The following is an 18,762-nucleotide window of genomic DNA, read 5'->3' as shown; positions in this document are numbered from 1 at the left end:
CATAAACAACAGAAATGTGCAGCAGGGCTTTCATGCCTGCGTCCGGCAGACGGCTCATGTTAACCTTGCGCCCATCGCGGAAAAGCCGGGCCGATGTCCCTCCTTTGCCCTACACCTTTCAACGAATTTGCCTGATATCCGATGAATAAAGCACTCTCCGATCTGTCCTCTCACACGCCAATGATGCAGCAATACTGGCGCCTGAAGAACCAGCACCCCGACCAGCTGATGTTCTACCGCATGGGTGACTTCTACGAGATCTTCTACGAAGACGCGAAGAAAGCCGCCAAGTTGCTGGACATCACCCTGACGGCCCGTGGCCAGTCGGCTGGTCAGGCGATTCCGATGTGTGGGATTCCTTACCACGCCGCCGAAGGTTACCTGGCGAAACTGGTCAAGCTCGGCGAATCGGTGGTGATCTGTGAACAGGTCGGCGATCCGGCGACCAGCAAGGGGCCGGTGGATCGGCAAGTGGTGCGGATCATCACGCCGGGTACGGTCAGTGATGAAGCGCTGCTGGATGAGCGTCGGGACAACCTGATCGCGGCGGTGCTGGGTGACGAACGTCTGTTCGGTCTGGCGGTACTGGACATCACCAGCGGCAACTTCACCGTGCTGGAGATCAAAGGCTGGGAAAACCTGCTGGCGGAGCTGGAGCGGGTCAATCCGGTGGAGCTGATGATTCCAGATGACTGGCCAAAGGACCTGCCGGCGGAAAAACGACGTGGGGTTCGACGCCGTGCGCCGTGGGATTTCGAGCGCGACTCGGCGCTGAAAAGTCTTTGCCAGCAATTCTCCACCCAGGACCTGAAAGGCTTCGGCTGCGAGAACCTGACCCTGGCCATCGGCGCCGCCGGTTGCCTGCTCAGTTACGCCAAGGAAACCCAGCGCACTGCCCTGCCGCACTTGCGCAGCCTGCGCCATGAACGCCTGGACGACACCGTGGTGCTGGACGGCGCGAGCCGTCGCAACCTGGAACTCGACACCAACCTGGCGGGCGGACGCGACAACACGTTGCAATCGGTGGTCGATCGCTGCCAGACGGCCATGGGCAGTCGTCTGTTGACTCGCTGGCTGAACCGTCCGCTGCGCGATCTCAGCGTATTGCTGGCGCGCCAGACTTCGATCACTTGCCTGCTCGACGGTTACCGTTTTGAAAAACTGCAACCGCAGCTCAAGGAAATCGGTGATATCGAGCGGATTCTGGCGCGGATCGGCCTGCGCAATGCCCGTCCTCGCGACCTGGCTCGCCTGCGCGATGCGCTCGGTGCACTGCCTGAGTTGCAAGTGGCGATGACGGAGTTGGAAGCACCGCACATCATTCAACTGGCGAAGACCACCAGCACCTACCCGGAACTTGCGGCGCTGCTGGAAAAAGCCATCATCGACAACCCGCCGGCGGTGATTCGTGACGGTGGCGTGTTGAAGACCGGTTACGACAGCGAACTCGACGACCTGCAGTCACTGAGCGAAAACGCCGGGCAATTCCTGATCGATCTGGAAGCACGCGAAAAGGCTCGCACCGGCCTGTCGCACCTGAAGGTCGGCTACAACCGCATTCACGGTTACTTCATCGAGTTGCCGAGCAAGCAGGCTGAATCGGCACCGGCCGACTACATCCGCCGCCAGACGCTCAAAGGTGCCGAGCGCTTCATCACGCCGGAACTGAAAGCGTTCGAGGACAAGGCGCTGTCGGCCAAGAGCCGCGCCCTCGCCCGCGAGAAGATGCTGTACGAAGCGCTGCTCGAAGACTTGATCGCCCAATTGCCGCCGCTGCAAGACACCGCCGCCGCACTGGCCGAACTGGACGTGCTGAGCAACCTGGCCGAACGCGCACTGAACCTCGACCTGAACTGCCCGCGTTTCGTTGACGAGCCGTGCATGCGCATCACACAGGGTCGCCACCCGGTGGTCGAGCAAGTGCTGACCACGCCGTTCGTGGCCAACGACCTGAGCCTCGACGACAATACGCGCATGCTGGTCATCACCGGTCCGAACATGGGCGGTAAATCCACCTACATGCGTCAGACCGCGTTGATCGTGCTGCTCGCGCACATCGGCAGTTTCGTGCCGGCAGCCAGTTGCGAATTGTCGCTGGTGGACCGGATCTTCACCCGAATCGGTTCCAGCGACGACCTGGCTGGCGGGCGCTCGACCTTCATGGTGGAAATGAGCGAAACCGCGAACATTCTGCACAACGCTACCGAACGCAGCCTGGTGCTGATGGACGAAGTCGGTCGCGGCACCAGCACCTTCGATGGTCTGTCCCTGGCCTGGGCCGCCGCCGAACGCCTGGCGCATCTGCGGGCATACACGCTGTTTGCCACCCACTACTTTGAGCTGACCGTGCTGCCGGAAGCCCAGCCGCTGGTGGCCAACGTTCACCTCAACGCCACCGAGCACAACGAACGCATCGTGTTCCTGCACCATGTGCTGCCCGGGCCTGCCAGCCAGAGCTACGGTCTGGCGGTTGCGCAGTTGGCCGGTGTGCCGAGCGAAGTGATCGTGCGTGCTCGCGAGCACCTCGGCCGACTGGAAGCGACTGCCCTGCCCCATGAAGTTCCCAAACCCGCCAAAGGCAAACCGGCCGCGCCGCAGCAGAGCGATATGTTTGCCAGCCTGCCGCATCCTGTGCTGGATGAACTGGCCAAACTTGATCTGGACGACATGACACCGCGTCGCGCGCTAGAAATGCTCTATACACTAAAGACACGGATCTAACGCACTTGCCTGCAAGCTGTTAGAATCTCGCGCGGTTTGGGATGCTGCAGGCTAATAGCCTGGCCTGCAGACTATCGCTCCCGAACCTGGCGACCCCAACGTGAAGGGGCTCCGCTGCCGCCGCCTGAGGAGAAAATTAGAAATGACCTTCGTCGTCACCGACAACTGCATCAAGTGCAAGTACACCGACTGCGTAGAAGTCTGTCCGGTGGACTGCTTTTACGAAGGCCCGAACTTCCTGGTGATTCACCCGGATGAGTGCATCGACTGCGCACTGTGCGAACCAGAATGCCCTGCCGTGGCCATCTTCTCTGAAGATGAAGTCCCGGAAGACATGCAGCAGTTCATTCAGCTGAACGTTGAGTTGGCCGAAATCTGGCCCAACATCACCGAGAAGAAAGAATCGATGCCCGATGCTGAAGAGTTTGATCGTGTCATCAACAAATCTGTAGGTAGCAAGCTCAAAGACCTCGAACGCTGATTTCCCCCGCGTTCCCCAAAGGCCCCTAGCGGGCCTTTTTGCTTTTCTGCAGGCAAAAAAAGGGGCGGTTTGACCCGCCCACATTTTTTCCCTATTCCCTGTGTTCCTTTTCATCGTCCTGATGAATCGCTTCCTGCGATGTCCATTCCCCTCATCCTTGAAGGGTGTGTCTGTCCGTCGACACCGTTCAGATACTAGAGAGTTCCTCACCGAGAGCAATCGCCCCCAATCCGCAAAACTGCCTGTCATATGCTTTTAATATTTATTAATAACCATATAAATCAATTAGATAACTCGAACAGATGTAACGGATGGGCGACTGCCACACTGTAAAAATAACGAACACTTACGAAAGAGTAAGCAAAGACTTACAGCGCGAGACTACAAACCTGAGGCGCTTGCCAGCCATCTCCCAGGCATTAAAAAACCCCGAACCAGTCGGGGTTTTCCAATGCCACTCAAGCGCGTTATTTACTGAAACAGTGACTCGCTCGACAGGCCGTTCTTCTCGAGAATCTCCCGAAGACGTTTCAGGCCTTCCACCTGAATCTGTCTGACCCGTTCCCGGGTCAGGCCGATTTCCAGGCCCACATCTTCAAGCGTGCTGCTCTCGTGGCCGCGCAGGCCGAAGCGGCGTACCACCACTTCACGTTGCTTGTCGGTCAGTTCCGAAAGCCATTGATCGATGCTCTGGGACAGGTCGTCGTCCTGCAACAGTTCGCATGGATCGGTTGGTCGGTCATCCGTAAGGGTGTCCAGCAGGGTTTTATCCGAATCCGGACCCAGCGAGACGTCGACCGAAGAAACCCGCTCGTTCAAGCCGAGCATGCGCTTGACCTCTGCCACTGGTTTTTCCAGCAGGTTGGCGATTTCTTCGGGTGAGGGTTCGTGATCGAGTTTTTGGGTCAGCTCCCGTGCAGCCCGCAGGTACACGTTAAGCTCTTTGACCACATGAATCGGCAACCGGATGGTCCGGGTCTGATTCATGATTGCGCGCTCGATGGTCTGACGAATCCACCAGGTAGCGTAAGTCGAAAAGCGGAAGCCGCGCTCAGGATCGAATTTCTCCACTGCCCGGATCAGTCCGAGGTTGCCCTCTTCGATCAGGTCCAGCAGCGACAGCCCACGATTGACGTAACGCCGGGCGATTTTCACCACCAGCCGCAGGTTGCTTTCAATCATGCGTTTACGCCCGGCCGGATCGCCACTTTGCGACAGACGCGCAAAATGAACTTCTTCTTCCGGGGAGAGCAGCGGGGAAAAGCCGATTTCGTTGAGGTAAAGCTGCGTGGCATCAAGTGCCCGCGTGTAGTCGATGTACTTGTGTTGCTTTAGCGAAGCGGAGTGTTTGGATTTGGCACGAACGGAAGGTGGAGCAGCCCCTTCATCATTCGACATCGAATCCGTAGCGATGCCGGTCTCCATAAGGAGAACCTCATCGTCGATGTCAAACTCCGGCACTTCTTTACTGAGAGCCATTGTTATAGTCCTTTGGTGAGTTCGACCCCAAGCTCAAGCGGCGCCTTTATCCTTGGCAACGCTGGAGCCTGTCCCCTCTACGTGACGGAACAGGCTGGTAACAAATCAACGACGTGGCAGGAACTGCAGCGGATCTACAGGTTTACCTTGTCGGCGAATCTCAAAATGCAGTTTCACCCGGTCTGTACCCGTTGACCCCATTTCGGCAATTGTCTGTCCGACTTTGACCTGCTGCCCCTCCCGAACCAACAGCCTGCGGTTATGTCCGTAGGCACTGACGTAGGTGTCGCTGTGTTTGATGATGACTAATTCGCCGTAGCCCCTTAAGCCACTCCCGGCGTATACCACCGTCCCATCAGACGCAGCTAAAACAGGCTGTCCCAAATCCCCGGCGATATCAATTCCTTTATTCAAACTACCGTTTGAGGAGAACTTTCCAATCAGAATGCCATTAGATGGCCATCCCCAGCCGGTCGGGGCCGGGCCCGGAGGAGGCATCGGAGCGGGGGTCGGCTTGCTGGCGACGGACGGTGCAACCACCGCTGTGCTGGTCGTTGCGCCATTCGGCTGACGCCGGATTACCGTGGTTTTCAGCGACGACGAAGGCGTTGAATCGGTAGCACTGGCCACCGGCGCCGACGTTGATCCGGTGCGACCGTCGAAGCGAATTGTCTGACCCGGATGGATCGTATACGGCGTAGGAATATTGTTCCGTGCGGCGAGGGCTTTGTAGTCCCAGCCGTAGCGAAAAGCGATCGAGAACAACGTATCTTTTGGTCGAACGACGTATTGACCCGTGGTCACCGCCGGGCGCTGGGCGACGGTTTTGTTGCGATCGACGACACGCACGTCACTCGTTTTGGAACTGGAGCAACCGACCAGCAAGGTGCTCAAGACGAGGCCAGTCACCAGGCGCTGAAAGCTCTTTGTACCCATACGCTGCGCAATGACTGTGAGACTCACCCGCCGCTCCCTTTGTGGTGGCTGAAATAGTGGATTGCCGTGTTTCGGCACGAAATGTCGCAAGTATAACGGGCCGAACAGGCTTTACCTTTAATGAAGCGAAATCGCCTCGCGCACACGTTTGCTGCCTGCCGATGAATCCCGTTTAACACATCGATGCCGCTGTAAGACCCGGACAATCGAGGAGAATTCAGCGTGCCTGAACAAATGCTCAGGCCAGCGGCCCGTTGAGTAGTGGCACGAAACGAACCGACCCCAGAACACGACGTGAAAAGCCGTGTTCTTCGCGGATGATCAGCATCAGTTGCTGCACCTCACCGGAGCCGACAGGAATCACCAGTCGCCCACCTGGCGCCAACTGATCGAGCAGCGCTTGAGGGACATCGGTGGCCACTGCAGTGACGATAATGCCGTTGTACGGGGCCAGTGCCGGCCAGCCTTCCCAGCCATCGCCCCAGCGAAACACCACGTTGCGCAGGTTCAGCTCTACCAGGCGTTCCTTGGCCCGGTCCTGCAAAACCTTGATGCGCTCCACGGAGAACACCCGTTCAACCAACTGCGACAGTACCGCCGTCTGGTAGCCCGAGCCGGTGCCGATTTCCATCACCTTGTCCAAGGGACCCGCTTCCAGCAGCAGCTCGCTCATGCGCGCCACCATATAAGGCTGGGAGATGGTCTGGTTGTGTCCGATCGGCAGCGCCGTGTCTTCGTAGGCACGATGAGCCAGCGCTTCGTCGACGAACAAGTGACGCGGTGTACGACGGATGACTTCCAGCACCTTGGCGTTGGAAACCCCTTCCTCATACAGGCGTTGAATCAGACGCTCGCGGGTTCGTTGCGAGGTCATCCCGATGCCGCGACGCAGAATATCGTCTTGTTCACGAGCCATTAGCGCAACCCCTCCAACCAGCCATCGAGACTTCTGAAGGCATCATTGAAGGTGCGATCCAGTTGCAGCGGGGTAATCGACACATAGCCCTGCATCACCGCGTGGAAATCGGTCCCCGGGCCACCATCTTCGGCATCCCCGGCGGCGGCGATCCAGTAACCGGACTTGCCGCGCGGGTCGACCACTTTCATCGGTGCCGCAGCACGTGCGCGGTGCCCGAGGCGGGTCAGCTGAATGCCGCGAATGTGGTCCAGCGGCAAATTGGGAATGTTCACGTTCAATACCGTGCGTGGTGGCAAGTCGAGGTCGGCGTGGGCCTCGACCAGTTTGCGCGCAAAGTAAGCGGCCGTGGGAAGGTTCTCCACTTGACGTGAGACCAACGAAAAGGCGAACGAAGGACGCTCAAGGAAACGCCCCTCGAGTGCCGCCGCAACGGTGCCGGAATACAGCACGTCGTCGCCCAGGTTGGCGCCCAGGTTGATGCCGGAAACCACCATATCCGGTTCGCGCTCCAGCAAGCCGTTAAGGCCCAAGTGCACGCAATCGGTGGGTGTGCCGTTCAGGCTGATAAAGCCGTTAGCCAGGGTTTGCGGGTGCAACGGACGGTCGAGCGTCAGCGAACTGCTGGCGCCGCTTTTGTCCTGGTCCGGGGCGATAACCACGCACTCGGTGTAATCCGCCAGCGCAGCATAAAGCGCGGCAAGACCGGGTGCGGTTACCCCATCGTCGTTAGAAATCAGAATACGCATGGGCTGTCCGTCTGCCCCACCGGCACCAGATCAACAAGCTCGCGCACCAATACGGTGGCAAAGCATCCGGCCGGGAGGACGAATTCCAGTTGCAGAATGTCAGGCTCGGGATAATGCCACGTCAACCCACCAATGGGCAGCCGCAGGATGCGACGTTCGTGGCTCATTCCGGCGTTAATCAACCAATCGCGCAGATCCGCTTCGCGAGCGGCGATTGCCTGCTCCAGTACATGGACAGCGCCGGTCGCCGGCGAGTCACCTTCGCCCCACTGGGGACCGGTCGGGTGCAGGTCGAGAATCGCCAGGCGCGGGTCGCTGCACTCGGCTTCACCTGCCGGAAAAAAACTGCGGCTGTCAGTGAAGGCCAGCAGATCGCCGACCTGCGCTTTCTGCCAGGTGCCATCCGCCACACGCGCCGCCAGCACTTGATTAAACAGAAAACTGCGGGCGGTGGAGAGCAGGCGCGAACGGACATTGCGTTGCTCCGGCAACGCCTTGCGCGCGGCCCAGGCACGGGCATCGACCACGTTACCGCCATCAAAGCCGAAACGCTGGGCACCAAAATAATTCGGAATACCTTGCTTGGCGATCAGCTGCAGCCGCGCTTCGATTGCTGCCTTGTCGCCAGCGAATTGCGTCAGGCGCAAGGTGAAGCCATTCGCCGAATGGGCACCGCGTTGCAGCTTGCGCTTGTGTCGACCGGTCTTGAGGATTTTCAGCGTGTCGTTTTCGGCCGCCGACAAATCAGGATCAGCCTTGCCCGGCAGCTGCACGCTGAACCACTGGCGAGTCAGCGCCTGACGATCCTTGAGGCCTGCATAACTGACGGTGCGCAATGGCACACCCGCCGCCTTGGCAATGCGCCGTGCCGCTTCTTCGGTATTCAGGCCGCGCTTTTCCACCCAGATCCACAGGTGTTCGCCATCACCACTGAGGGGGATATCGAGCACTTCATCGACCTGAAAATCTTCCGCCGTGGCTTTTAAAACCGCCGTACCGAGGGCGTCACCATAGGCCCGCGGGCCGAGCAATTGCGCTTCGTTCATGCGCGCAGCAACAAGGCAACGGAATGCACGGCAATGCCTTCTTCGCGACCGACAAAGCCAAGCTTTTCGGTGGTGGTAGCTTTCACGTTCACTTGATCCAACTCAACTTGAAGATCCGCGGCAATCAGCGCGCGCATCGATTCGATATGCGGGGCCATTTTCGGCGCCTGGGCGACGATGGTGTTATCGACGTTGCCGACTTTCCAGCCTTTGGCGTGGATCAGTGCGACGACGTGACGCAACAGCACGCGGCTGTCGGCGCCCTTGAATGTCGGGTCGGTGTCCGGGAAGTGCTTGCCGATATCACCCAGCGCGGAGGCGCCGAGCAAGGCGTCGCTCAAGGCGTGCAGCAGGACGTCACCGTCGGAGTGAGCGAGCAGCCCGAAGCCGTGTGCAATCCGCACACCGCCCAGAGTAATGAAATCGCCTTCAGCGAAACGGTGCACATCATAGCCGTGGCCAATACGCATAAAAAAACGCCCCGATTTTTGTCAGGGCGTGATTCTACCTGCTTTGTCGGACATTAGGCGCTTAGAGCACGCGCGTGATGTTGCAAGTGGTCGTCGATGAAGCTGGCGATGAAGAAATAGCTGTGGTCGTAACCCGGTTGCAGGCGCAACGTCAGCGGATGACCGGCCAGTTTGGCCGCCTGTTGCAAGGCTTCTGGCTTGAGCTGAGTGGCCAGGAAATCATCGCGATCCCCTTGGTCGACCAGCAGCGGCAGCTTCTCGTCGGCTTCGGCGATCAACGCGCAGGCATCCCACTCGCGCCACTTCGAACGGTCTTCGCCCAGGTAACGGGAAAAGGCTTTCTGGCCCCACGGGCAATCCATTGGATTGTTGATCGGCGAGAACGCCGACACCGACTGATATCGCCCCGGATTGCGCAAGGCACAGACCAACGCACCGTGGCCGCCCATGGAGTGACCGCTGATACCGCGCTTGTCCGACGCCGGGAAATGAGCCTCAACCAATGCCGGCAATTCCTGCACGACATAGTCATGCATCCGATAGTGCCGCGACCACGGTTCCTGCGTGGCATTCAGATAAAACCCGGCGCCGAGGCCGAAGTCCCACGCACCGTCCGGATCACCCGGCACATCGGGACCGCGAGGGCTGGTGTCCGGTGCGACGATGATCACTCCCAGCTCCGCGGCCATACGCATCGCGCCGGCCTTGTGCATGAAGTTCTCGTCGGTGCAGGTCAGGCCGGACAACCAATACAGCACCGGCAACTTGCCGCCCTGCTCCGCTTGCGGCGGCAGGTACACGGCGAACACCATGTCGCAGCCGAGCACATCGGAGCGGTGCTTGTAGCGTTTGTGCCAGCCGCCGAAGCTTTTCTGGCAGGAGATATTTTCCAGGCTCATGACCGACCTCAGAAATGGATGACGCTACGGATGCTTTTGCCTTCGTGCATCAGGTCGAAAGCCTTGTTGATATCTTCCAGGCCCATGGTGTGGGTGATGAACGTATCCAGCGGGATTTCGCCGGTTTCGGCCATTTCGACATAGCTTGGCAACTCGGTGCGACCGCGCACGCCGCCGAATGCCGAACCACGCCAGACGCGCCCGGTCACCAGTTGGAATGGACGGGTGGAGATTTCCTGGCCGGCACCGGCCACGCCGATAATCACCGACTCGCCCCAGCCCTTGTGGCAGCACTCAAGGGCCGCACGCATCAATTGCACATTGCCGATGCACTCGAAGGAAAAGTCGACGCCGCCGTCAGTCATGTCGACGATGACTTCCTGGATCGGACGGTCGAAATCTTTCGGGTTCACGCAATCGGTTGCACCCAACTGCTTGGCAATTTCGAATTTGGCCGGGTTGATGTCGATGGCAATGATCCGCGCCGCCTTGGCTTTTACCGCACCGATCACAGCCGACAGACCGATGCCGCCCAGACCGAAAATGGCCACGGTGTCACCCGGTTTTACCTTCGCGGTATTGAGCACCGCGCCGATGCCGGTGGTGACACCGCAACCCAGCAGGCAGACTTTTTCCAGGGGGGCTTCTTTCGCAATCTTGGCGACGGAGATTTCCGGCAGCACGGTGTATTCGGAGAAGGTCGAGGTGCCCATGTAGTGGAAAATCGGCTGGCCCTTGTAGGAAAAACGCGAGGTGCCATCCGGCATCAGACCCTTGCCCTGAGTCGCACGAATCGCCTGGCACAGGTTGGTTTTGCCCGACAGGCAGAATTTGCACTGGCGGCATTCCGGGGTGTACAGCGGGATCACGTGGTCGCCGACCGCGACGGAGGTCACGCCCTCGCCGATCGCTTCAACCACCGCGCCACCTTCGTGACCGAGGATCGACGGGAAGATGCCTTCCGGGTCAGCGCCCGACAGGGTGTAGGCATCGGTATGACAGACGCCGGAGGCCACCACACGCAACAGAACTTCACCGGCCTTGGGCATGGCGACATCGACTTCGACAATCTCGAGAGGTTTCTTGGCCTCGAAGGCAACGGCAGCGCGCGACTTGATCATGTGGGTTCTCCAATGAATAAAAACGAGACAGGGAGTGTAATACAGCGCCTTACGAGGAATAATCCAGGCAAAAGCAAAACATTATTGCCATACAGGGATAATCCTTGATGTCTGAAAACCGCTGGGAAGGGATCGACGAGTTCGTCGCCGTAGCCGAGTGCAGCCAATTCACGGCGGCGGCGGAACGCCTTGGGGTTTCTTCCTCTCACATCAGTCGACAAATCGCACGCCTCGAAGAGCGTCTTCAGACGCGACTGCTTTACCGCAGCACTCGCCGGGTTACGCTGACCGAAGCCGGGCAAACCTTTTTGCAACATTGCCAGCGCTTGCAGGACGGTCGCGAAGAAGCCTTGCGCGCAGTCGGCGACCTGACCAGCGAACCCAAGGGCATGCTGCGCATGACCTGCGCCGTGGCGTATGGCGAACGCTTCATTGTGCCGCTGGTGACCCGTTTCATGGGCCTTTATCCACAATTGCGCGTCGACATTGAACTGAGCAACCGCCCTCTCGACCTGGTGCACGAAGGACTGGACCTGGCGATCCGCCTCGGACGTCTTCAGGATTCACGATTGGTCGCCACACGCCTGGCACCACGGCGCATGTATTTGTGCGCGTCGCCTTCCTACGTGGAACGGTATGGTCGCCCGCACAGCTTGTCGGAACTCAGCCGCCACAATTGCCTCATTGGCAGTTCGGACATGTGGCAACTGGAACAGAATGGGCGGGAATTTTCCCAGCGAGTGCAGGGAAACTGGCGCTGCAACAGTGGGCAAGCGGTTCTGGATGCGGCGCTACAGGGGGTGGGTTTGTGTCAGCTGCCGGACTATTACGTGCTGGAGCATCTGAAAAACGGCGAATTGATTTCACTGCTGGAGGCGCACCAACCACCGAATACGGCGGTTTGGGCGCTTTATCCACAGCAGCGGCATCTGTCGCCGAAGGTGCGCAAGTTGGTGGATTATTTGAAGGAAGGGTTGGCGCAAAGGCCGGAGTACCGGAGCTGATGTATATCAGTGCCGTATTTGTTGTCTGAATCACCGCTATCGCGAGCAGGCTCGCACCTACATTGGATCTCTGGTGAACGCTGAAAAGGTGAGCAACGCAAAAACTGTGGGAGCGAGCTTGCTCGCGATAGCGATCGAAGAGTCAACGAACAACTCAGCAGCGGTTAGCCCAGCGCTGACGCAACCATTCGAGGTCTTCAGGGCGAGTAACCTTGAGATTATCGGACCGCCCTTCAATCAGACGCGGCGCCAACCCGGCCCACTCCATGGCCGAAGCTTCATCCGTCACCAACGCATCCGCCACCAGACTGTCCGCCAAGGCCCGATGCAACGCGCCAAGGCGAAACATCTGCGGCGTATAGGCTTGCCAGATCACGCTGCGATCCACGGTTTCAACCACCCGACCGTGCTTGTCGACCCGCTTCAGGGTATCGCGTGCCGGCACTGCCAGCAGCCCACCCACCGGATCGTCAGCCAGTTCAGTCAGCAACTTGTCCAGATCGTCGCGACTCAGATTCGGTCGTGCGGCGTCGTGAACCAGTACCCAGTCTTCATCGTCAGCACCCTGCGCATGCAAATGCAGCAAGGCATTGAGCACCGAACCGGAACGCTCGTCGCCACCGTCAACCCGCTGAATACGCGGATCGGCAGCACACGCCAGGTTTGGCCAATAAGGATCATCCACAGCAAGACTGACCACCAACCCCTTCAGGGCAGGATGATCAAGGAAACAGCAAAGGCTGTGTTCGAGAATAGTGCGCCCGCCCAGTTGCAAGTATTGCTTGGGACGGTCCGCAGCCATACGGGCACCGACGCCCGCGGCAGGAATCACGGCCCAGAAGGCCGGTAACGGGTTACTCATTGAGCCAACTGGTAAAGGGTTTCACCGTCCTTGACCATGCCCAACTCATGGCGAGCCCGCTCTTCAACGGTCTCCATACCTTTTTTCAACTCACTGACTTCAGCGTCCATGACCCGATTGCGTTCCAGCAACCCTTCGTTCTCAGCGTGTTGATCTGCGATCTGCTGAGTCAACTCGGCCACTTGCGCCAGACTGCCATTACCCACCCACAGGCGGTATTGCAGGCCAGCCAGCAGCAAGAGCAAGACGAGGAACAACCAATTGGGACTGCGCATCGAATATCAGGTATCCAGTGAAAAAAGACAGCCATGCCAAAACTTTGAAGCTTCTGATAGCACGAAGCCTGGAAGACCCAGGCTTGTGCTTATAAGGCATCAGATTAGTGGCAAATCCATCGCTGTAGCGATTTTTCCGACACAATCCGGTGTCTTTTTACCAGTTAACGATTAACCGCGGAATTCGCTGCGACCGTTGTACTTGGCTTTGCCGTTCAACTGCTCTTCGATACGCAGCAGTTGGTTGTACTTGGACACGCGGTCCGAACGGCACAGGGAGCCGGTCTTGATCTGGCCAGCCGAGGTGCCCACCGCCAGATCGGCAATGGTCGAATCTTCGGTTTCGCCGGAGCGGTGCGAGATCACGGCGGTGTAACCAGCGGCCTTGGCCATCTGGATGGCTTCCAGGGTTTCGGTCAGGGTACCGATCTGGTTGAACTTGATCAGGATCGAGTTGGCGATCTTTTTATCGATGCCTTCTTTCAGGATCTTGGTATTGGTCACGAACAGGTCGTCGCCTACCAGTTGGACTTTCTCGCCGATCTTGTCGGTGAGGATTTTCCAGCCAGCCCAGTCGGACTCGTCCAGACCGTCTTCGATCGAGATGATCGGATAACGCTCGGTCAGGCCTTTGAGGTAGTCGGCGAAACCTTCGGCGGTGAAGACCTGGCCTTCGCCGGACAGGTTGTATTTGCCGTCTTCGTAGAATTCGCTGGCCGCGCAGTCCAGTGCCAGCGTCACATCGGTGCCCAGCTTGTAACCTGCGTTGGCCACGGCTTCGGAGATCACTTTCAACGCGTCTTCGTTGGAAGCCAGGTTCGGTGCGAAACCACCTTCGTCACCCACGGCAGTGCTCAGGCCACGGGCCTTCAGCACAGCTTTGAGGTGATGGAAAATCTCGGTGCCCATGCGCAAACCTTCCGAGAAAGACTTGGCGCCAACCGGCTGAACCATGAATTCCTGGATGTCGACGTTATTATCGGCGTGCTCGCCGCCGTTGATGATGTTCATCATCGGAACCGGCATCGAGTAAACACCCGGGGTGCCGTTCAGGTTGGCGATGTGAGCGTACAGCGGCAGGTCCTGGTCCTGTGCTGCTGCCTTGGCCGCGGCCAGGGAAACGGCGAGGATCGCGTTGGCGCCCAGGGAACCTTTGTTTTCAGTACCGTCGAGCTTGATCATCGCGTGATCCAGCGCTTTCTGGTCGCTTGGGTCTGTACCTTTCAACAGGTCGCGGATCGGACCGTTGATGTTGGCGACGGCTTTGAGCACGCCTTTGCCCAGGTAACGGCTCTTGTCGCCATCACGCAGCTCGAGCGCTTCACGCGAGCCAGTGGAAGCACCGGACGGCGCGCAAGCGCTGCCGATGATGCCGTTATCGAGAAGCACGTCCGCTTCCACGGTGGGATTGCCACGGGAGTCGAGAACTTCACGACCTTTGATGTCGACGATTTTTGCCATTGTTGTAAACACTCCAAAGTTGACGAAAACGACGCAGCTAGAGGAAATCTTTTACCGTCGGCAAGTGGTGTGCAGCGGGCAGACTTGCGGACGATAAGGCTCAGGCCCGAGGGCCTGAGCAACAAATCGTGCGGTACTTTACCGGAGAAATGAGGTTTACGCGGTCTCTACCGTCGGAAAACTCTTCACCAGTTCGTCCAGGGCTTTGAGCTGGGCCAGGAATGGCTCCAGTTTGTCCAGGCGCAAGGCGCAAGGGCCGTCGCACTTGGCGTTATCCGGGTCCGGGTGGGCTTCGAGGAACAGACCGGCCAGCGACTGACTCATGCCCGCCTTGGCCAGGTCAGTGACCTGAGCGCGACGACCGCCGGCGGAATCGGAGCGACCACCGGGCATTTGCAGCGCGTGGGTCACGTCGAAGAACACCGGGTATTCGAACTGCTTCATGATGCCGAAGCCGAGCATGTCGACGACCAGGTTGTTGTAGCCAAAGCTCGAACCGCGTTCGCAGAGGATCAACTGATCGTTACCCGCTTCCACGCACTTGCTCAGGATGTGTTTCATCTCATGCGGGGCGAGGAACTGGGCTTTCTTGATGTTGATCACCGCGCCGGTCTTGGCCATCGCGACCACGAGGTCGGTCTGGCGCGACAGGAAGGCCGGCAGCTGGATGATGTCGCAGACTTCAGCGACGACCGCGGCCTGGTCAGGCTCGTGGACGTCGGTGATGATCGGCACGCCGAAGGCTTGCTTGATGTCCTGGAAAATCCGCATGCCCTCTTCCAGGCCGGGGCCACGGTAAGAGGTCACGGAGGAACGATTGGCCTTGTCGAAGCTGGCCTTGAACACGTAAGGGATACCGAGTTTCTCGGTGACCTTTACGTATTCTTCGCAGACCTGCATCGCCATGTCGCGGCTTTCCAGCACGTTCATGCCACCGAAAAGCACCATTGGCTTGTCGTTGGCAATCTCGATATCGCCTACACGGATGATCTTCTGCGCCATCGGATTTACGCCTTCTTCTGGTGTTGAACCAAAGCTGCTTTAACGAAACCGCTGAACAACGGGTGACCGTCGCGTGGTGTCGAGGTGAACTCAGGGTGGAACTGGCAAGCGACGAACCATGGATGATCCGGGGCTTCAACCACTTCGACCAGCGCGCCATCACCGGAACGACCGGAAATTTTCAGGCCTGCCTCCATGATTTGCGGCAGCAGGTTGTTGTTCACTTCGTAGCGATGACGGTGACGCTCGACAATCACGTCCTTGGCATAGCAATCGTGCACCAGCGAACCCGGTTCCAGCAGGCAATCCTGAGCGCCGAGGCGCATGGTGCCGCCCAGGTCGGACGATTCAGTACGGGTTTCGACCGCGCCAGTAGCGTCTTCCCACTCGGTGATCAGACCCACGACCGGGTGACCGCTTGCACGATCGAACTCGGTGGAGTTGGCATCTTTCCAGCCCAGCACGTTACGAGCGAACTCGATCACGGCCACTTGCATGCCCAGGCAGATGCCGAGGTAGGGAACCTTGTTTTCACGAGCGTATTGAACGGCGGTGATCTTGCCTTCCACGCCGCGCAGACCGAAGCCGCCCGGTACGAGGATCGCGTCGACACCTTCCAGCAGCGCGGTGCCCTGGTTTTCGATGTCTTCGGAATCGATGTAGCGCAGGTTGACCTTGGTGCGGTTGCTGATGCCGGCGTGACTCATCGCTTCGATCAGCGACTTGTAGGCGTCCAGCAGTTCCATGTACTTGCCGACCATCGCGATGGTGACTTCGTGTTCCGGGTTCAGCTTGGCGTCAACCACGGCTTCCCACTCGGACAGATCGGCGCTGCCGCATTGCAGGCCGAAACGCTCGACGACGAAATCGTCCAGGCCCTGGGAGTGCAGGATGCCCGGGATCTTGTAGATGGTGTCGGCGTCTTCCAGCGCGATCACCGCACGCTCTTCAACGTTGGTGAACTGCGCGATCTTGCGACGCGACGAGATGTCGATCGGGTGATCGGAACGGCACACCAGCACATCTGGCTGCAGACCGATGGAACGCAGTTCCTTGACCGAGTGCTGGGTTGGCTTGGTTTTGGTTTCGCCGGCAGTGGCGATGTACGGCACCAGTGTCAGGTGCATCAGCATCGCGCGCTTGGCGCCGACTTCGAAACGCAATTGGCGGATCGCTTCGAGGAACGGTTGCGACTCGATGTCACCCACGGTGCCACCGATCTCGACCATGGCCACGTCGGCATCGCCGGCGCCCTTGATGATGCGGCGCTTGATTTCGTCGGTGATGTGCGGGATCACCTGGATGGTTGCACCCAGGTAGTCACCACGGCGCTCTTTGCGCAGGACGTGTTCGTAGACACGGCCGGTGGTGAAGTTGTTGTTCTGGGTCATGGTCGTGCGGATGAACCGCTCGTAGTGGCCCAGGTCCAGGTCGGTCTCGGCGCCGTCGTGGGTGACGAACACTTCACCGTGCTGGAACGGGCTCATGGTGCCCGGGTCAACGTTGATGTACGGGTCCAGCTTCAGCATGGTGACCTTAAGTCCCCGCGCCTCCAGGATGGCCGCCAATGAAGCCGATGCGATGCCTTTCCCCAATGAAGAAACAACACCGCCCGTGACGAATATGTAGCGCGTCATGAAAAACCCTAGAAGTCTGCGTTAAAGCGGTCCGAGCCGCCGGGGAAAGCGAAGGAAGGCCGAAGCCCCCGATCACCTGCATTAATCACAGTGCACCTTTCAAAAAAACCGCCGCGTTGGGACAGACCGGCAGATGGAACACCGGTACGTTGCTCGCTACACATTTTTTGGAATCGCCCAGCAAAGACTGCTTGGTAATCGGCAACTCCTGCAATTCAGGCGAATCCACAGAAGTTGTATCAAGAAGGGAGCGTAGTCTACCGGAAAGCCCCATTCAGCTCAAACCTTGATCTTCGCCCGGTGGCTGCCAGTGTAAATTCCAGCCACGCTGTTCACTGCCACTCAAGCCCCGCACGCTGGCCACCGCCAGCAATTGTCCAGCGCGATAGACCAGCGGCAATCTGCCACGGACGAAGCCTGGAACACCGCGTTCGTTGAGCAAACGCTTGAGATCCCTGTGGCCGCGATCAGGCAGATTCATGACCTCGCCTCCTTCACGATAGCGGATATGCAGCGGCCCAGCGGGGATTTGCCCGGTGAGTGTCAGCACACCATTTCCCGGCAACGCCAGCGCTGTCGTGGGATCGGCCCAGACGCCGGCGGGGGGCGGAATGCGCAGCCAGCAGCCCGACAGCCACCAGATACGTCCTCTCGCCCGATGCAATTCGCCCTCCGCCAATCGCCAGATCGGGCGGGCATCACCCGTGGCATCGCGCAAATCATCCCAACCCGACCAATGGTCGCTATCCGGCAGCCGTGTCAGCGCTGTGAGCCAGTGACTCACGGCGTTGCGCTGGCGCGCGGTGGAGAGTTTTGCCAGCGGCGCCAGCTCCAGGGACGGCAAACCCAGCCAATCGAATTCATTGGCGGTACTGGCGCTGACCAGATCGATTTGCGCCAGGTCATCGAGCAACCCCTGCGCTTCGCTCAGATGCGCGGCGCTGCGGGCCATGGTCGCCATCGCTTGCGGCCAGCGCTCGGTCAATAACGGGAACACTTGATGGCGCAGGTAATTGCGCGAGAATTGGCGGTCCTGGTTCGACGGGTCCTCGATCCAGCTCAACTGATGCTCGGCCGCATACGCCTCAAGCTCGGCGCGCGTGACATCGAGCAACGGACGCAGAAGATGCCCGCGACCCAGGACGCGTTCGCGAGGCATGCCTGACAAGCCCCTCACCCCTGCCCCGCGCAACAGCCGAAACAGCAGGGTTTCCACCTGATCGTCACGGTGCTGCGCGGTCAGCAGCAGTTCATTGGCTTGAGTGACCTCAATGAACGCGCCATAGCGCGCATCCCGGGCGGCGCGCTCAAGGCTGGCGCCGGGCTGAACCTGAACGTGAACCACCTGTAGCGGCACGCCCAAGGCATCACAGACGGATTGGCAATGTGCCGGCCACGCATCGGCCGCAGCCTGAAGACCATGGTGGACATGGAGGGCGCTGAGCGCTGGCAGGGATTGGTTTTTTGCGAGGTGGGCGAGCAGGTGCAGCAGGACGGTGGAATCGAGCCCGCCGGAGAAGGCGATGCGCCAGGTTGTGGCGGTGCGCCAAGGGGTTAGATTCAGCAGAAGCCGGGAAGGCAAATCATTGGAGGGCTGATCCATATCTATCCCTTTGCACAAATCAAATGTGGGAGCGAGCCTGCTCGCGATTGCGGTTTAACGGCCAACTGATTCGTTGAATGTTAAACCCTCATCGCGAGCA

Annotated in this window: 17 protein-coding genes; 3 read left to right on the top strand and 14 right to left on the bottom strand. The window is 59.1% G+C overall.

Translation table 11 applies throughout. From position 1 onward, the window contains the following. The first annotated feature begins 141 nt into the window (after positions 1-141). Together mutS and fdxA are read left to right on the top strand one after the other, a co-directional pair. A complete protein-coding gene (gene mutS, locus ACA075_RS05750; RefSeq protein ID WP_497297652.1) occupies positions 142-2,721 on the top strand; it encodes a DNA mismatch repair protein MutS in 2,580 nt (859 codons plus the stop codon). 142 nt (positions 2,722-2,863) lie between these two features. Beyond that, positions 2,864-3,202, top strand: coding sequence for a ferredoxin FdxA (gene fdxA, locus ACA075_RS05745; protein WP_219096772.1), 339 nt, complete (start codon positions 2,864-2,866; stop codon positions 3,200-3,202). A 471-nt stretch (positions 3,203-3,673) separates the two neighbouring features. Here fdxA and rpoS read toward each other — a convergent pair whose 3' ends face one another. The 8 genes from rpoS to ACA075_RS05705 all read right to left on the bottom strand — a co-directional run bounded on the left by rpoS (position 3,674) and on the right by ACA075_RS05705 (position 10,818). Then, positions 3,674-4,681: an RNA polymerase sigma factor RpoS gene (gene rpoS, locus ACA075_RS05740; protein ID WP_010462770.1), complete on the bottom strand. Its 1,008-nt coding sequence runs from the start codon at positions 4,679-4,681 to the stop codon at positions 3,674-3,676. A 105-nt stretch (positions 4,682-4,786) separates the two neighbouring features. Beyond that, positions 4,787-5,644, bottom strand: coding sequence for a peptidoglycan DD-metalloendopeptidase family protein (locus ACA075_RS05735; protein WP_497297651.1), 858 nt, complete (start codon positions 5,642-5,644; stop codon positions 4,787-4,789). Positions 5,645-5,855: 211 nt separating this feature from the next. After that, a complete protein-coding gene (locus tag ACA075_RS05730; RefSeq protein WP_170948756.1) occupies positions 5,856-6,491 on the bottom strand; it encodes a protein-L-isoaspartate(D-aspartate) O-methyltransferase in 636 nt (211 codons plus the stop codon). Positions 6,492-6,532: 41 nt separating this feature from the next. Further along, the gene (gene surE / locus ACA075_RS05725; protein ID WP_131059177.1) at positions 6,533-7,282 is read right to left on the bottom strand and encodes a 5'/3'-nucleotidase SurE; all 750 of its coding nucleotides are present in this window, start codon (positions 7,280-7,282) and stop codon (positions 6,533-6,535) included. Beyond that, a complete protein-coding gene (gene truD / locus ACA075_RS05720; RefSeq protein WP_497297650.1) occupies positions 7,270-8,328 on the bottom strand; it encodes a tRNA pseudouridine(13) synthase TruD in 1,059 nt (352 codons plus the stop codon). The genes surE and truD overlap by 13 nt, the downstream gene beginning before the upstream one ends. Further along, on the bottom strand, positions 8,325-8,798 hold the full coding sequence (ispF, locus tag ACA075_RS05715) for a 2-C-methyl-D-erythritol 2,4-cyclodiphosphate synthase (protein WP_497297649.1): 474 nt from the start codon (positions 8,796-8,798) through the stop codon (positions 8,325-8,327). The genes truD and ispF overlap by 4 nt, the downstream gene beginning before the upstream one ends. A 53-nt stretch (positions 8,799-8,851) precedes the next feature. Continuing rightward, positions 8,852-9,697 carry an S-formylglutathione hydrolase gene (gene fghA, locus ACA075_RS05710; protein WP_497297648.1) on the bottom strand — a complete coding sequence of 282 codons (846 nt, stop codon included), beginning with the start codon at positions 9,695-9,697 and terminating at the stop codon, positions 8,852-8,854. A gap of 8 nt (positions 9,698-9,705) precedes the next feature. Continuing rightward, on the bottom strand, positions 9,706-10,818 hold the full coding sequence (locus tag ACA075_RS05705) for an S-(hydroxymethyl)glutathione dehydrogenase/class III alcohol dehydrogenase (RefSeq protein WP_027924991.1): 1,113 nt from the start codon (positions 10,816-10,818) through the stop codon (positions 9,706-9,708). 107 nt (positions 10,819-10,925) lie between these two features. Here ACA075_RS05705 and ACA075_RS05700 point away from each other — a divergent pair, with 107 nt between their 5' ends. After that, on the top strand, positions 10,926-11,822 hold the full coding sequence (locus ACA075_RS05700; protein WP_497297647.1) for a LysR substrate-binding domain-containing protein: 897 nt from the start codon (positions 10,926-10,928) through the stop codon (positions 11,820-11,822). A 154-nt stretch (positions 11,823-11,976) separates the two neighbouring features. On the opposite strand, the gene ispD is transcribed toward ACA075_RS05700, so the two are convergent. The 6 genes from ispD to tilS all read right to left on the bottom strand — a co-directional run bounded on the left by ispD (position 11,977) and on the right by tilS (position 18,662). Then, positions 11,977-12,684, bottom strand: a complete 708-nt coding sequence (ispD, locus tag ACA075_RS05695) for a 2-C-methyl-D-erythritol 4-phosphate cytidylyltransferase (RefSeq protein WP_497297646.1) — start codon at positions 12,682-12,684, stop codon at positions 11,977-11,979. Next, a complete protein-coding gene (gene ftsB / locus ACA075_RS05690) occupies positions 12,681-12,959 on the bottom strand; it encodes a cell division protein FtsB (protein WP_008028992.1) in 279 nt (92 codons plus the stop codon). Before ftsB ends, ispD begins: the two co-directional genes overlap by 4 nt. A gap of 171 nt (positions 12,960-13,130) precedes the next feature. Further along, a complete protein-coding gene (gene eno, locus ACA075_RS05685; RefSeq protein ID WP_138964488.1) occupies positions 13,131-14,420 on the bottom strand; it encodes a phosphopyruvate hydratase in 1,290 nt (429 codons plus the stop codon). A gap of 156 nt (positions 14,421-14,576) precedes the next feature. Next, positions 14,577-15,422, bottom strand: coding sequence for a 3-deoxy-8-phosphooctulonate synthase (gene kdsA, locus ACA075_RS05680; protein WP_007949350.1), 846 nt, complete (start codon positions 15,420-15,422; stop codon positions 14,577-14,579). Positions 15,423-15,427: 5 nt separating this feature from the next. Beyond that, positions 15,428-17,059, bottom strand: a complete 1,632-nt coding sequence (pyrG, locus tag ACA075_RS05675) for a CTP synthase (protein WP_010462795.1) — start codon at positions 17,057-17,059, stop codon at positions 15,428-15,430. Positions 17,060-17,333: 274 nt separating this feature from the next. Next, positions 17,334-18,662 (bottom strand): tRNA lysidine(34) synthetase TilS, encoded by a 1,329-nt coding sequence (gene tilS, locus ACA075_RS05670; protein WP_497297643.1) that lies wholly within the window; start codon positions 18,660-18,662, stop codon positions 17,334-17,336. Between the last annotated feature and the right edge of the window lie 100 nt (positions 18,663-18,762).

The sequence above is a fragment of the Pseudomonas sp. LBUM1663 genome (genome assembly GCF_059695905.1).
The sequence above is the reverse complement of the archived record's forward strand: the minus strand, read 5'-3'. Positions and strand labels throughout refer to the sequence as shown.

Excerpts from the sequence above, each read along its gene's own strand:
- mutS (WP_497297652.1), top strand. The coding sequence starts at position 142 with ATGAATAAAGCACTCTCCGATCTGTCCTCTCACACGCCAATGATGCAG.
- fdxA (WP_219096772.1), top strand. The coding sequence starts at position 2,864 with ATGACCTTCGTCGTCACCGACAACTGCATCAAGTGCAAGTACACCGAC.
- rpoS (WP_010462770.1), bottom strand. The coding sequence starts at position 4,681 with ATGGCTCTCAGTAAAGAAGTGCCGGAGTTTGACATCGACGATGAGGTT.
- ACA075_RS05730 (WP_170948756.1), bottom strand. The coding sequence starts at position 6,491 with ATGACCTCGCAACGAACCCGCGAGCGTCTGATTCAACGCCTGTATGAG.
- surE (WP_131059177.1), bottom strand. The coding sequence starts at position 7,282 with ATGCGTATTCTGATTTCTAACGACGATGGGGTAACCGCACCCGGTCTT.
- truD (WP_497297650.1), bottom strand. The coding sequence starts at position 8,328 with ATGAACGAAGCGCAATTGCTCGGCCCGCGGGCCTATGGTGACGCCCTC.
- ispF (WP_497297649.1), bottom strand. The coding sequence starts at position 8,798 with ATGCGTATTGGCCACGGCTATGATGTGCACCGTTTCGCTGAAGGCGAT.
- fghA (WP_497297648.1), bottom strand. The coding sequence starts at position 9,697 with ATGAGCCTGGAAAATATCTCCTGCCAGAAAAGCTTCGGCGGCTGGCAC.
- ACA075_RS05705 (WP_027924991.1), bottom strand. The coding sequence starts at position 10,818 with ATGATCAAGTCGCGCGCTGCCGTTGCCTTCGAGGCCAAGAAACCTCTC.
- ACA075_RS05700 (WP_497297647.1), top strand. The coding sequence starts at position 10,926 with ATGTCTGAAAACCGCTGGGAAGGGATCGACGAGTTCGTCGCCGTAGCC.
- ispD (WP_497297646.1), bottom strand. The coding sequence starts at position 12,684 with ATGAGTAACCCGTTACCGGCCTTCTGGGCCGTGATTCCTGCCGCGGGC.
- ftsB (WP_008028992.1), bottom strand. The coding sequence starts at position 12,959 with ATGCGCAGTCCCAATTGGTTGTTCCTCGTCTTGCTCTTGCTGCTGGCT.
- eno (WP_138964488.1), bottom strand. The coding sequence starts at position 14,420 with ATGGCAAAAATCGTCGACATCAAAGGTCGTGAAGTTCTCGACTCCCGT.
- kdsA (WP_007949350.1), bottom strand. The coding sequence starts at position 15,422 with ATGGCGCAGAAGATCATCCGTGTAGGCGATATCGAGATTGCCAACGAC.
- pyrG (WP_010462795.1), bottom strand. The coding sequence starts at position 17,059 with ATGACGCGCTACATATTCGTCACGGGCGGTGTTGTTTCTTCATTGGGG.
- tilS (WP_497297643.1), bottom strand. The coding sequence starts at position 18,662 with ATGGATCAGCCCTCCAATGATTTGCCTTCCCGGCTTCTGCTGAATCTA.